The sequence below is a fragment of the Roseibium sp. SCP14 genome, assembly GCF_040329475.1.
In the GTDB taxonomy this organism is placed as follows: Bacteria; Pseudomonadota; Alphaproteobacteria; order Rhizobiales; family Stappiaceae; genus Roseibium.
Genome location: NZ_JBDZYH010000007.1, coordinates 249745 through 263852 on the forward strand (window position 1 = coordinate 249745; position 14108 = coordinate 263852).

14 protein-coding genes are annotated in these 14108 nt (G+C 56.6%); 6 read left to right on the forward strand and 8 right to left on the reverse strand.

Annotated features, from left to right (window positions below):
• Positions 1-17: 17 nt before the first annotated feature.
• From ABLQ08_RS25560 to ABLQ08_RS25585, 6 genes are all read right to left on the reverse strand, one after another.
• Complete coding sequence (locus tag ABLQ08_RS25560; protein WP_352948233.1) at positions 18-377, reverse strand: cupin domain-containing protein; 360 nt, start codon at positions 375-377, stop codon at positions 18-20.
• 19 nt (positions 378-396) lie between these two features.
• The gene (locus tag ABLQ08_RS25565) at positions 397-1731 is read right to left on the reverse strand and encodes an NAD(P)/FAD-dependent oxidoreductase (protein ID WP_352948236.1); all 1335 of its coding nucleotides are present in this window, start codon (positions 1729-1731) and stop codon (positions 397-399) included.
• Between the two features lie 52 nt (positions 1732-1783).
• Positions 1784-3085: an NAD(P)/FAD-dependent oxidoreductase gene (locus ABLQ08_RS25570; protein ID WP_352948238.1), complete on the reverse strand. Its 1302-nt coding sequence runs from the start codon at positions 3083-3085 to the stop codon at positions 1784-1786.
• Between the two features lie 14 nt (positions 3086-3099).
• Positions 3100-4494 (reverse strand): aspartate aminotransferase family protein, encoded by a 1395-nt coding sequence (locus tag ABLQ08_RS25575; protein ID WP_352948241.1) that lies wholly within the window; start codon positions 4492-4494, stop codon positions 3100-3102.
• 16 nt (positions 4495-4510) lie between these two features.
• Complete coding sequence (locus ABLQ08_RS25580) at positions 4511-5887, reverse strand: glutamine synthetase family protein (protein WP_352948244.1); 1377 nt, start codon at positions 5885-5887, stop codon at positions 4511-4513.
• A 119-nt stretch (positions 5888-6006) separates the two neighbouring features.
• Complete coding sequence (locus ABLQ08_RS25585) at positions 6007-6657, reverse strand: GntR family transcriptional regulator (protein ID WP_352948247.1); 651 nt, start codon at positions 6655-6657, stop codon at positions 6007-6009.
• A 143-nt stretch (positions 6658-6800) separates the two neighbouring features.
• Between ABLQ08_RS25585 and ABLQ08_RS25590 the strand changes: the two genes are divergently transcribed.
• The 6 genes from ABLQ08_RS25590 to ABLQ08_RS25615 all read left to right on the forward strand — a co-directional run bounded on the left by ABLQ08_RS25590 (position 6801) and on the right by ABLQ08_RS25615 (position 13048).
• Positions 6801-7889, forward strand: a complete 1089-nt coding sequence (locus tag ABLQ08_RS25590; protein ID WP_352948249.1) for a polyamine ABC transporter substrate-binding protein — start codon at positions 6801-6803, stop codon at positions 7887-7889.
• A 69-nt stretch (positions 7890-7958) separates the two neighbouring features.
• Positions 7959-9098, forward strand: a complete 1140-nt coding sequence (locus ABLQ08_RS25595) for an ABC transporter ATP-binding protein (RefSeq protein ID WP_352948252.1) — start codon at positions 7959-7961, stop codon at positions 9096-9098.
• Positions 9099-9110: 12 nt separating this feature from the next.
• Positions 9111-10007 (forward strand): ABC transporter permease subunit, encoded by an 897-nt coding sequence (locus ABLQ08_RS25600; protein WP_352948255.1) that lies wholly within the window; start codon positions 9111-9113, stop codon positions 10005-10007.
• Complete coding sequence (locus ABLQ08_RS25605; protein ID WP_352948258.1) at positions 10004-10819, forward strand: ABC transporter permease; 816 nt, start codon at positions 10004-10006, stop codon at positions 10817-10819. The genes ABLQ08_RS25600 and ABLQ08_RS25605 overlap by 4 nt, the downstream gene beginning before the upstream one ends.
• The gene (locus ABLQ08_RS25610) at positions 10816-12156 is read left to right on the forward strand and encodes a glutamine synthetase family protein (RefSeq protein ID WP_352948261.1); all 1341 of its coding nucleotides are present in this window, start codon (positions 10816-10818) and stop codon (positions 12154-12156) included. Before ABLQ08_RS25605 ends, ABLQ08_RS25610 begins: the two co-directional genes overlap by 4 nt.
• Positions 12157-12310: 154 nt before the next feature.
• Complete coding sequence (locus ABLQ08_RS25615; protein WP_352948264.1) at positions 12311-13048, forward strand: type 1 glutamine amidotransferase; 738 nt, start codon at positions 12311-12313, stop codon at positions 13046-13048.
• A 54-nt stretch (positions 13049-13102) separates the two neighbouring features.
• Here ABLQ08_RS25615 and ABLQ08_RS25620 read toward each other — a convergent pair whose 3' ends face one another.
• Together ABLQ08_RS25620 and ABLQ08_RS25625 are read right to left on the reverse strand one after the other, a co-directional pair.
• Positions 13103-13609 carry a GNAT family N-acetyltransferase gene (locus tag ABLQ08_RS25620; RefSeq protein ID WP_352948266.1) on the reverse strand — a complete coding sequence of 169 codons (507 nt, stop codon included), beginning with the start codon at positions 13607-13609 and terminating at the stop codon, positions 13103-13105.
• A 103-nt stretch (positions 13610-13712) separates the two neighbouring features.
• Positions 13713-14084 carry a cupin domain-containing protein gene (locus ABLQ08_RS25625; RefSeq protein WP_352948269.1) on the reverse strand — a complete coding sequence of 124 codons (372 nt, stop codon included), beginning with the start codon at positions 14082-14084 and terminating at the stop codon, positions 13713-13715.
• Positions 14085-14108 lie beyond the last annotated feature (24 nt).

Genomic DNA, 14108 nt, shown 5'->3' on the forward strand with positions numbered 1-14108 from the left:
ACGCCGGAAAGGCGCAGCTATTTGCTTTTGTAGGTGACAAAGGCCTTGCGGGCGGGTTCGGTTATCTCCCAAACGCCCAGGCTCATGGCCGCAAAATAGACAAGATCACCAGCGTTGATCCTGGTCACATTTCCCTGTTCGTCAGTATAGGTGCACGCACCATGGGTAAAAAAACACATCTCGGCATCCTTGATCTGGCGACGCCATTTTCCAGGACTGCAAGACCAGACCCCGACTTCAGAACCATCTTCATTATCCGCAAGCACAAGCCCGCGTAACCGCGAAGGCGCGCTGTCGATCGGCTCAGGCACCGCGCCCCAGTCTTCCAATTGATCTTCGGGTATTTCAGGCAGGTTTTTCAGGTTCAAAACACCCATTTCAGGCTCCCTTGCAGGATCACAGATTGTCTTTGAGATTGTACCAACTGAACGCCAGAGGCAGCGAAGCGCGTCGCCAAGGTCCCAATTCGAAGCGGCGCAAAGGCCGCTTCATCAGATCGGGATGAGGTCGTCGCGAGAAACCAAGTGCCATGTCCGCGATCAAGGCGCCGGCATATGGCGCCATGGTCACGCCGCCACCGTGATATCCAAGGGCAGCCCAGGCATTTTCCAATCCCGGCACCGGACCGGCAAAGGGCACAAGGTTGCGCGTCATGCAAATCAGGCCGGACCAGAAATGTTCCGTCTCGACATGTCGCCACTCTGGAAACATGCGTTCGAAATCGGCACGGGCCTTTGCCTCGGTCGCAGCAATATTCGCCTCGGTCACGCGGACCGATCCACGCAGGCCAAGCAACATTCTGTTGTCGGGCAACAAACGGAAATAGTGCAGCAAAGTGCGTGTGTCGCACACCATCTGCCTGCTCCACCAGCCTTGCTTCCCGATCTCATCATCGCTCATCGGGCGGGTGACCAGGATGTTGGACTGGACTGGCAGATAACGGCCGGCAAAGGCTCTCGGCAAATCGTCGGAAGAATAGCCGTTGGTCGCAATCAGAAGCTTCTTTGCCCGAACCACACCTCGAGGCGTCTTCAGAACATGTCCACCGCCCTGACTGATTTCGGAGACAGCTGTGTTTGAAAACATGCGCACACCCGCCTTCTCGGCCTGGCGGGTCAATCCGAGCACAAACTTCATCGGATTGAGAGCAAACCCGATCGGCAAATGCACCGCTGCATGGAAATCCGGACTTTTCAATCCATGCCCGGCCATCTCCTCGCCCGGAACAAATTCATATGGGAGGCCGTACCGGCTGGAATATTCCTCACCATAAGCCCTAAGCGCATCCTCCATGCCAGGCCGATGAGCTACGTAGGTGTAGCCTCTGGAGTGTCGGTCTACGTCAAGTGCGAAGCGGACAAGATAGTCTTCGACCAGATCGACCGAAGCACGCTCTGCGTCGAAGAAAACGCGTGCGTCGGTTTCACCGTACTTCCTTATGACGTGTTCATCATCAACCTTGGCACTGCCGACTGAGACCAGTCCGCCATTGCGCCCCGATGCTCCCCATCCGGGATACTTGGCATCCAGAAGCACCACATCGGCACCATTGTCTGCCAGGGTCAGCGCTGCGGACAGGCCCGTGTATCCGCCGCCAATGATCGCGAATTCGCAAGAGGTCTCGCCTTCCAGAGCCGGATATTCGATCCCCGGTCCAGCAATCGTGCTGTCCCAATAGCGGTCCCTGATTGGGCGCTCACCATAGGCCAATGGCTCGTAAATGCGCTTCATGCCAAACCTTTCACGGCAGCACCCGCGCAGCATTTACCACAGGAATGACCCATCAAAGCTTGTCCCGAAGACTGAACCACAGCATCGCCAAGACCAGCAACGGTGTGCGGAACATCGGCCCACCGGGAAATTTCCTGGTTGGGACGCTGGCCATGATGTCGAACCGCTCCGCCTGCCCGGCGATCGTTTCTGCCGCGATCTGACCGGACAACGTGCCCAAGGCAACACCTGCACCTGAAAAGCCTGAAAGCGACAGGATATTACCTGACATGCGCTCGTAATGCGGCATCCGGTTCATCGTGATGCCAAGGGTCCCTCCCCAGGCGTGATCGATCTCGACGTTCTTCAGCTGCGGAAAGATCTCGCTCATCGGCTTGCGCACGGCGCCTGCAATGTCTGCAGGAAACTTGTAGCCGTAACTCTCGGACCCGCCGAACAACAGACGATGATCGTCCGAAAACCGGAAATAGTTGATCACGAACTTGCTGTCGGCCACCGCGTGATTGTTCCGGATGATCTGTTCCTGCGCTTCCGGTCCCATCGGCTTTGTCGAGACGATGAAGTTGTTGATCGGCATCACCCGTTGAGCCACGTGTTTATGCATGGTCCCGAGATAACCGTTGCAACCCATAACGACGTAGCGCGCCTTGATGCTGGCATCTTCGGTTTCGACAATGGCCGGATCGCCTTCCCTGATCCTGGTAACCTTCGATTGTTCGAAAATCCGCGCACCGGATTTAACCGCCAGGCGCGCAAGCCCCAAAGCCAGCTCCAGGGGATTGACGTGACCTGCGCCCATGTCGAGCGTGCCGCCATAATAGGCCGGTGAATTGACCAGATGGCGGCACTCTTCCTTGTCCAGAAGGCGAAGCTTGTCGTACCCGTATTTCGAGGACATGTGCTCGACATACTGCACATTGTGCTTTTGATAACGCTCGCGATGGACCGTATGGATCACGCCGTCGTGGAACGGAGTGTGGACCTCCTCCATTTTTGTGAGTTCACGAACCAGATCCACGGCCTGCGCGCCGATATCCCACAGTTGGCGCGCATGTTCCTCGCCAACCATGTCTTCAAGTTCGTCCTGCTCAACGCGCTGTCCCATGCTGACCTGACCGCCATTGCGGCCCGATGCACCGAAGCCAACGCGTTGCGCGTCCACAACAACCACATCATACCCTCGCTGAGCCAGATGGTATGCAGTTGAAAGTCCGGTGAATCCGGCTCCCACAACACACACGTCGCAATCAAGCGATCCATGCGCTTCCGGAAACGGGGCGAGCGTTTCTGCCATGTCGGCATAGTAGGAATTCGGGTACGCGCCCAAGCGGTCGTTTGCTGTCAGCAGATCCATGTGAGACTCGTTCCTCAGGCGGCTTCGTAAATGCCGTCAGACCGGATTTGCTCCAGACACTCATCCAGCGACTTGCGAGCACGTTCGATCAAGGTGTCAATTTCCTCGCATGTGATCGTGAGCGGCGGTGCAATGATCATCCTGTCTCCGACATGACGCATGATGACGTTGTTCGCAAAGCAGCGCTCGCGGCAGATGTAGCCAACTGTGCCTGCATCAGCGGCAAACGGAGCCCTGCTCGCCTTGTCGGGTGTGAGGGCAATGGAAGCCATCATGCCTACGATCCTTGCTTCACCCACCAACGGGTGATCCGTCAGTGCTTCCCATTTCTGCTTCAGATAGGGCGCCGCAACGTTTCGGACATGATCGATGATGCCCTCTTCTTCAATGATGCGAAGGTTTTCCAGCGCGATTGCGCAGGCCACGGGATGACCCGAATAGGTATAGCCGTGATTGAATTCGGTCTTTTCCAGAACGTTCGCAACTTCATCAGACACGATCGACGCGCCGATCGGGGCGTAACCGGAGCTGAGTCCCTTGGCCACTGTCATGATGTCGGGCTGAATGCCCAAGGTCTCGGACCCGAACCAGTTGCCGGTTCGCCCAAAGCCGCAGATCACTTCGTCCGCAATCAGCAGGATGCCGTATTTCTTGCAGATGCGCTGGATTTCCGGCCAGTAGGTGGAAGGTGGCACGATCACTCCGCCGGCGCCCTGGATGGGCTCGCCGATGAAGGCAGCAACCTTGTCAGGGCCGATTTCTTCGATCTTGGCTTCCAGCTGGCGCGCACGTTCCAGACCAAACTCCTCAGGCGACATTCCACCACCTTCAGCGTACCAGTGCGGCTGGTCGATAAACTCGATCCCCGGGATAGGCAATCCTCCCTGGCTGTGCATTCCCTTCATGCCGCCCAGGGACGTGCCGCCAATGGTCGAGCCATGGTAGGCATTCCAGCGGGAGATGATCACCTGACGATCAGGTTCTCCTTTTTCAGCCCAATAGGTACGCACCATGCGGATATTGGTGTCGTTTGCATCCGATCCGCCATTTGCGAAGAACACGTGGTTCAGATCGCCGGGAGCCAGTTCGGCCAGCTTTTTGGCCAACATCAGTGCCGGCACATTGGTGGTCTGGAAAAACGAATTGTAATAAGGCAGCTGCCGCATCTGACGCGCGGCGACTTCGGCCAGCTCATCACGACCATAGCCGATATTCACACACCAGAGCCCGGCCATTCCGTCCAGGATGTCGGTGCCTTCGCTGTCCTTCAGCCAGACGCCGTTTGCTCCGGTAATCACGCGAGCACCTTTTTGAGCAAGCTCCTCGCCCATCGTGAATGGGTGCATATGGTGCGCCGCGTCGATGGCTTGCAACTCGGATGTGGGCAGATGGTTTGCGATCGTTGTCATTTTCCTGACCCTCCATTCATACGTTCAAAAGAAGATGCTGACGTTCCCACGGCGAGATTTCCCGCCGATATTCCTCGTCCTCGGCGCGCTTGATATCCGCATAGAGACTGCAGAACTCTTCCCCCAGGACCGCCCGGATTTCAGAGGCGTCGTGGAACCAGTCAAGCGCTTCACCGAGGCTTCCGGGTAGCGGCTCTTCCGCTTCCCAAACCTCTTCCCGGGCTTCCTCGCGCGGACTGGTTTGGTTGACCATTCCCAGATAACCGCAGGCAAGCGATGCGGCGATGGCCACATACGGGTTGCAGTCCATGCCGATTACCCGGTTTTCAAGCCGCCGGGCCGATGGTGATGAGTGCGGAACGCGCAAACCGGTCGTCCTGTTGTCTGCCGCCCATTCCAGATTGGAAGGTGCGCTTTGTCCTTCGACCGTTATTCGGCGATAGGAGTTCACGTAAGGGGCAAGCAGTGGAACGACCTGCAGCAAATACCTCTGTGACCCGCCGACAAATCCGTAAAACAGATCGGAAGGAGACCCATCGGCGTTGGAAAAGATGTTTTCGCCGGTTTCCATGTCGACGATGCTCTGATGCACATGCATGGCACTGCCCGGTTCATCGCGAATGGGCTTTGCCATGAAAGTTGCGAACACGCCGTTCTTCAGCGCCGCTTCCCGGATTGTGCGCTTGAAATAGAAAACCTGATCCGCGAGATGCACAGGGTCGCCATGCATCAGGTTGATTTCGATCTGGCCCGCTCCGCCTTCCTGGATAACGGTATCGATTTCAAGTCCCTGAGCTTCGGCGAAGTCATAGATTGTGTCGATAACCGAACCGAACTCATCAACTGCGGCCATGGAATAGACCTGACGGCTGACGCCTTTTCGTCCCGTCCTTCCAAGCGGAGGTTCGATCGGTTCGTTCGGATCAAGATTCGGCTTGGTCAGATAGAATTCCAACTCCGGCGCAACGACCGGTTTCCAGCCCTTGTCCCGGTATGCCTGAACAACCCGCCGCAGAAGTGTTCTCGGCGCGATGGCCAATGGGCTTCCATCCCGGTTGAACAGATCGCAAATAACCTGAACCGAGAGATCCTCGGACCAGGGAATGGCACAGGCCGTGCTCATGTCCGGCCGCAGGATGATATCCCGCTCCAGCCACTGGTTCGCAATCTCCATATCCACGTATTCACCGGATATCGTCTGGTAGAACAGAGAGATAGGCAGTGCCAGTTCCGCACGGGGATCGAACTTTGCCGCAGGCATGGCCTTGCCCCTGGAGGTTCCGGCAAGGTCGGGCACGATGCACTCAACCTCTTCGACCCTGCGTCCCTGGGCATATTCAGCAAATTCTTCCGGCAGATCATCCTGCCAGTGTTTCGTGCCCGCCAATTTCATCAAAACCTCCACAGCGCCGATCAGGTCGACGCTCAAATTCTTTGCGAAAGTTTTGATCAAAAAAATTCAATTAGTCAACCATATCCTTTCAAGTGCTGTTTTTGATGAAGAATTCGGGATCACTCGTCGAGCGCCTGCCGGACGAAGTCCATGCCCTGCTGAATGTCACCCTCAAACGCCTGCTTCACGCCATCCATGTCGCCATTGCGCAATGCGGAAATCGCTTCCTGATGCTGATCCACCAGGTTTGACGTTCCGAAACGCCCACAATTGACCCGAAGGGACGGTCCGATCTGAAGCCACAGGGATTCCGTAATGCGTTGAAGGATCTGCGCATCAGCCTTTTCGTAGAGTGTGAAATGGAACCGGTAGTTCGCCTCAAGGTACCTGCGAATATCCCCATTCTGGATCGCCTGATCCACGAGTCCATCCAACCGCTCAAGCTCCGAGAAGTCTGATTTACTGCACTTTTTCGCCCCCAACTCCGCCAATGCCGGCTCCACGGACAAGCGCACCAGCTGAATTTGCTGCAGTTTCTCAACCGTCATCTTGGGAACTGCCACCCGCCGGTTCTCAAGCGACTCCAGCGCCCCCTCCGCAGTCAGTCTGCGAATGGCTTCCCGGACCGGGGTAACCCCTGCCCCGATCAGATTTGCAAGGCCGTGGATCGTAAGAGGCTGACCAGGAGCAACCTCCCCAAACAGGATCAATTCCTTGACTTCGGAATAGATCGCCTCGTGTTCCGGCTTCTTGCCTACTAACTGGTTCATTTCACTCCCTTCTATCGAGTTTTCGCGGTGCTATTCGAAGTTACTGAATCGCCCCAAAATTATCAAACTTAAGAAGAGGGATTGCCAAACCAAATTTTTTGATCAAAAATTCCGACAGCTGCAAAGGGCATAGGGAGGAACAAATGCTCAAGCTGAAATCATGTACCGTTTTCGCTGCTGCGCTCATGTCGGCGCAGGTTGCCTGGTCGGAGGAAGTCCGTGTCTACAACTGGGCCGAATACATCGACGAAGACCTTCTGACCAAATTCGAGGAAGAGACCGGCTACGACCTGGTCTATGATGTTTTTGACAGCAACGAGGTTCTGGAAACAAAACTTCTTGCAGGCGGGTCCGGCTATGACCTTGTTGTTCCATCGGCCACATTTTTGCAGCGACAGATTGCTGCCGGTGTGTTCCAGCCGCTGGACAAATCCAAGTTGCCCAATGCCGAGCATTTGTGGAATGTCATCCAGGAACGCACCGCCAAATACGATCCCGAGAACTCCTATTCCGTGACCTATATGTGGGGCACTACCGGCATCGGCGTGAACCTGCCGAAAGTACAGGAAATTCTGGGCGCCGACGCACCGGTCGACTCGCTCGATCTCGTGTTCGATCCGAAATACATGGAGAAACTGGCGGAATGCGGGGTCTACTTCCTGGACGCTCCGGGCGAAATCATCCCGGCGGCCCTCAACTACCTCGGCGAAGACCCTGACAGCCAGGATCCTGAAGTCATCAAGAAGACGGAACCGCTTCTTTCTGCCGTTCGGCCCTATGTGCGCAAGTTCAACAGCTCCGAATACATTTCCGCGCTGGCCAACGGCGACATCTGTGCCGTCTTCGGCTGGTCCGGTGACATCCTGCAGTCCCGGGACCGCGCAGCGGAAGCCGATAACGGCGTTGAAATCGTTTATCACCCTGTGAAACAGGGCTCGTTGATGTGGTTCGACCAGATGGCAATTCCGGCCGACGCGAAGAATCCTGAAGGCGCACACGCCTTCATCAATTTCATCATTGATCCGGAAAACATCTCCGCTGCATCGAATTTCGTCTACTTCGCCAATGGAGTGGACCCGAAGACCCAATCCCTCAACGAGGATGTGATCGGCGACACCGCGATCTATCCGGATGAGGAAACCCTCAACAATCTTTACACCACCACTCCCTGGCCACCGAAGACGCAGCGCGCTGCCACAAGACTTTGGACCAAGGTCAAGTCAGGCACCTGAATTTACAGTCACAACGTCAACGACCGCTCGGCCCAATTTCGGCCGGGCGGTTTCGGTGAGGAGGGAAAAATGGATAAGCTGGTTCAGGCAAGTGTATTTGCGCCGTGGGAGGACCCGCACGAGGCTCCCCTGATTTCATTCAAGGGTGTCACGAAAAGGTTCGGAACGTTCACCGCGATCAATAACGTCAACCTCGACATCTACCGCAGGGAGTTCTTTGCCCTGCTTGGCCCGTCCGGCTGCGGCAAGACCACCTTGATGCGCATGCTTGGCGGCTTTGCAACGCCGACGGACGGCACGATCACAATCGACGGCCAGGATATGGCTTACGTCCCCCCGAACAAGCGTGCCGTGAACATGATGTTCCAAAGCTATGCGCTGTTTCCGCACCTGACCGTCTGGGACAACATCGCCTTCGGTCTCAAACGCGACAAATTGCCGAAAGACAAGATAGCGGCCAGGGTCGAGGAAATGATCAACCTTGTTCAGCTGGACAAGTTTGCAAAGCGCAAGCCGCATCAGATTTCCGGCGGGCAAAGGCAGAGAGTTGCGCTGGCGCGTTCCCTAGCCAAGGCACCGAAACTCCTGCTGCTGGACGAGCCCCTCGGCGCGCTCGACAAGAAGCTGCGCCAGGATACCCAGTTCGAGTTGATGGACATCCAGGAAAAAACCGGCACCACCTTTGTGATCGTGACCCACGATCAGGAAGAGGCCATGACGGTTGCCAGCCGCATTGCCGTCATGGATCACGGTGAGCTGGTGCAGGTTGAAACGCCGGACCGGATCTACGAGACACCGAACTCCGTTTATGTCGCGGATTTTATCGGCGACGTGAACCTGATCGAAGGCAATGCAACACCACGCGGCGACGGCAAGACCGAGCTGCATTGGGCAGAAGATCAATCTCCGATCATCGCCGAATGCCCGCATGCTCCCGGCACGACCGCGCGATGCACGTTCGCAATTCGCCCGGAAAAGGTCTCCATCGGAAAGGAACGCCCGACCGACCGTACGAATTCGGTGCGCGGCAAGATCCATGACATCGCCTATCTGGGAAACATCTCGACCTTCAAAGTCGAGCTCAGCAACGGAACGATGGTCAAGGCGCAAACCGCGAACAACCGGCGCATTGCGCGCAGGGAACTGACCTGGGAGGACGATGTCTGGCTCTCCTGGACCGAAACCGCCGGCATCGTACTTGTCAGGTAACGGATTGGACCCATGATTTACAGACGCTTGATCCTGATCGCGGTTCCTTACCTGTGGCTGCTGGCCCTGTTCCTGGTTCCGTTCATAATTGTTCTGAAGATCTCTCTTTCCGATTCCGCTATCGCCATTCCGCCCTACACACCGACGCTGGATCTGTCCGGCGGCTGGGAGTCGATCAAGGCGTTCTTTGCGGAGCTCGATTTTGAAAACTACGTGTTCCTGACAACCGACGATCTGTACTGGAAAAGCTATCTGTCCAGTCTCCAGATCGCCTTGATATCGACGTTCCTTTGTCTGCTGGTCGGCTTCCCGATCGCTTACGGCATGGCAAACGCCCCGGACGAATGGCGTCCGACCCTGATGATGCTGGTGATCCTGCCCTTCTGGACGAGTTTTCTGATCAGGGTCTACGCCTGGATGGGTATCCTCAGCCAGGAAGGCCTGCTCAATCAGTTCCTGATGTGGCTCGGCATCATTGGCGAGCCGCTGACGATCCTCAACACCAACTGGGCTGTCTATATCGGTATCGTCTACACCTACTGCCCGTTCATGATCCTGCCGATCTATTCGACGCTCGAAAAGCTGGACATCTCCCTGATTGAGGCGGCGGAAGACCTGGGGTGCTCCAGAACCACAGCGTTCTGGCTCGTCACCGTGCCGCTTTCAAAGTCGGGTGTCATTGCAGGATCGTTCCTGGTGTTCATCCCGGCCCTGGGCGAGTTTGTCATCCCTTCGCTCTTGGGTGGCTCCGGAACGTTGATGATCGGCAAGGTGCTGTTCGAAGAGTTCTTTGCAAATCGCGACTGGCCTGTCGCCAGTGCGGTGGCCGTGGTGTTGCTGCTGATCCTGATCATTCCGATCGTGCTCTATCAGCGCAACGAGCAAAAGGCGATGGAGGCTGAACAATGAGACGTCTAACCTGGTTCAACGCCACGTCGCTCACCCTGGGTTTCGCATTTCTGTATCTGCCCATGGTGATCCTGATCATCTACAGCTTCAACGCATCGAGGCTTGTGACCGTCTGGGGCGGCTTTTCAACCAAGTGGTACGCCTCGGTCTTTCAAAATCAGGCCTTCCTCGACGCCGCACTCGTGACGCTCAAGGTGGCGATGGCCTCCTCGCTCGCTGCGACCGTGCTCGGAACCATGGCGGCCTATGTTCTGGTGCGCGGCGGGCGCTTTTACGGCCGGACGCTGTTTTCGGGCATGATCTATGCGCCGCTCGTAATGCCTGAAGTGATCACCGGCCTTTCACTGCTGCTGTTGTTCATTGCTATCGGGCTGGATCGCGGGATCCTCACCATCGTGCTCGCTCATACGACCTTCTCGATGTGCTACGTGTCGGTGGTTGTCAGTTCGCGCCTTGTCAGTTTTGACCGATCCGTCGAGGAAGCCGCGCGTGACCTCGGATGTTCGCCATTCGAAGCTTTCAGGCTGGTCACCTTGCCGATCATCGCGCCCGCTGTGGTCTCCGGCTGGCTGTTGGCCCTGACCTTGTCGCTGGACGATCTCGTGATCGCCTCCTTTGTAGCAGGACCTTCGTCGACCACGTTGCCGATCAAGATCTTCAGCTCGGTGCGCCTGGGTGTCAGCCCGGAAATCAATGCCCTGTCGACGATACTGATCTGTATCGTCACCGTCGGCACGATTACCGCTTCCCTGATGAGCAAACGCGCCGTCAGGCAGCGTCAGAAAGAAGAACAATTGGCGGTGCAGGCATGAGCTTCATCGAAGAATACAACCACTATTGTGAGCAGCACGGTACTCCGGACCGGATAGAAGCGCTGCTGTGTGACATCAACGCAGTCCTGCGGGGGAAATGGCTCTCCGGCGATGGTGTCGAGAAATTGGAGAAAGGGGCGGTTCGCCTGCCCCTTTCCACCTATGCGCCTGCGATCATGGGCAATGAGGTCAAGAACACCGGTCTTGGAATTGAAGTCGGCGACCCCGACGGCATTCTCAAACCGATCAGCGGCACCCTGCTGCCGGCGCCCTGGCAGCAAGGAAACGTTGCCCAGGTTCTGGTGGAAATGACCGACATGCAGGGGAACGTCAGCCAGTTATCGCCACGCGAGCAATTGCGGTCGGTCTGGCAACAGTTCAGGGACAGGGGCTGGCGCCCGGTAGTGGCGACCGAGCTGGAGTTTTATATCGTACGGGCCCGCTCCGAACGATCGGAAGCACCACGGCCGCCCTCCTTCAGTCCCGACGCGCAGAATTATGACATGGAGCTGTTGGCCCGCCGTGAAGCAATTCTCAATGACATTCTCTCGGCAAGCGCAATGCAGGGGCTCGCGACTGACACGCTGATTGCCGAGTACGGCCCTGGTCAGTTCGAGATAAATTTCCATCATACCGATGATGTGCTCGAAGCAGCGGAAACGGCGATCCTGTTCCGGCGCCTGGTGAGGGGCGTTGTTGCCAATCACGGGTTCGAGGCAACCTTCATGGCCAAGCCCTACCTGGAGCACCCGGGCAATGGCATGCATGTTCATGCGTCCGTACTGGATAGTGACGGGAAGAACATCTTCACTCCCGCAAACGGGGAAGAAACATCTCGACACCTTTTGAATGCGGTGGCCGGAGTTCTCGATAGCATGCGCGATCTTCAGGCGATTTTTGCACCTCATGGCAACTCCTTCCGGCGGTTCCTGCCAAACAGCTTTGCCCCGGCAACTCCGGACTGGGGGATCGACAATCGCGCTGCATCCATCCGGCTACCGGAAACCAAAGGTCCTGGCGCGAGGCTCGAACACCGCATCAGCGGTGCGGATACGAACCCCTATCTCGTTCTGACCGCCATCCTCGGAGGCATCATGGATGGTTTGGTCAACGCTCCATCACTGCCGCGGCCGCTTGACGATCCGCAAAGCGTGCCGTCCAGTCCGCTGGAGCACGACTGGACGTCCGCGGTCGCCCGCTTTGAGCAATCGTCGATCTCTCAGCATATTTTTGGTGACTACAGAGATCTCTTTGTGACAGTTAAACGAGACGAGATCGGCACCATCCAAAACCCGATCACACCAGCTGAATACGAGTACTATCTCAGCAGGATGTAAGACTGGATTTGCCAAAAGAACGAACGTCAGAGGGTTTCGGAACGGATAATTGATGCCGGTGAGTTAGGGATTTGGGGACACAAACCTTAACTGATCGGATATTGCTTCGGCTCATGAAGCACCGAGTGAACGACAAGATGAAGAAAGTCTGGAGATGAACGACAAGCCAATCCGCGTCGGCATTCTGGAAACCGGCCGGCCGCCGGTAGAGCTGGCAGATACGCATGGTGACTATCCAGGCATGGTACGCCAGTGGCTCAACGTGCTGGACGCGGAATATTCGTCCTATGCTGTTCTGGACATGGAGTTTCCGGCCAGCGCTCACGAAGCCGACCTGTGGGTGATCACCGGATCGAAATTCGGAGCTTACGAAGACCATCCATGGATCCCGCCGCTGGAAGAGTTCGTTCGTGAAGTCCGGTCTTCGGGCAAGCTCATGTTCGGCATCTGCTTTGGCCATCAGATCATCGCTCAGGCTCTGGGCGGTATCGTCCGCAAGTCCGGCAAAGGCTGGGGCCTTGGTGTGCATGAATACCCGACGACCAGTTCATGGCCGGAAGAGCTGGGCGAAGCGCCGGACAAAATCGCGATCCAGGCCTATCATCAGGACCAGGTTGAAGAAGTCCCCGAAAACGCCGTGACCATCGCGTCGACCGAATTCTGTGAGCATGCCGGGCTTTGGTATCCGGGATTTGCAATCACCGTTCAGGGACACCCTGAATTCGGCAAACCATATGCAAGTGCGTTGCTGGAAAGCCGTCGCGGCACCGTGCTCAAGAGCGAGGATGTCGATCAGGCTCAGGATAGCATGGTGATGGATGACAACCGGTCTCATCTGGCGGAGTTGATCCGCGATCATCTGCTGAAGCAGCGCCAGAAGGAACCTGCCTGAGATCGCGCTGATCCCGAAACAGTCTCTGCTGTCAAAAGGTATTCCTGCAACCGACTAAGTTGCCAGGCGATGAACCATGACGACATCGTCAATTTCCCGGCCTTCGTGACGGAAGCCGCCGGGAATTCGGCCGACTTCGGAGAAACCTTGCCGTTTGTAGAAGCAAATTGCGGCAGGGTTCTCTGCACTCACGGCCAGTTCCAACTGCAAAATGCCGAGATCACGCGCGCAGTCAACAGACACGTGCAACAGGTCCCTGGCCAGCCCGGATCCACGTAGAGACTTGCGCACATAGACCATCACAAGGGTGGCCCGATGAGCCATTTTGCTGGAGGGCTGCCGGCGCAAACCGGTAATGCCAACGGGTTCATCGCCCAGGAAAGCAACAAACACCGGGTCGTTCAATCGGCACTGCCACTCCTCGATGGGAAGATCTACCCAGTCTTCGTAGCTGCTGGCGTAAAAGGCAGGCTCGGCACGTAGCGCTTCCAGACGAATTTGCCGAAAAGCCTCCACTTCATCGGCTTGAATGCGCCTGATCTTTATTGCCCCTGCCACCATGCGGACCTCCTGTTCAGGCAGGTCATCCGCAATTCAGGCGAGAAGGTCAAGACCAAGGCGCGAAGTCACCTGGCCTGGAGTTTCAGGACGAGACCGCCTGGAGCTAGGCTCCTGGATCGGGAGCAGCCTCAAACGCAGCATAAATCTTCCGCACGGGTGTTACCGATTCCCAGGTACCGGCAAATCCGGCCGGAATGACAAAGGCGTCACCCGCGACAAAGGTCCAGCTCTCCCCATCGGAGTTTTCCATCCTGACGGTTCCCTCGACCAGAACACACAGCTCGTTTTCTGAATAGCTGACGTGCAGCTTACAGGCTTCGCTGGACCACTGACCGACGTAGAACTGCTCGGAAGTATCGGAGAACGCATTCCAGAGGCTGGTTGGCGACTTGCCTGAGATCAGTTTTTCGGCCGGAATAGTGTCAGCCAGTTTTGCAACGGACTGGTCTACGCGGGTAATTTGGTTCGTGCGCATCGAGAGTGAAACTCCGTTGGAGAA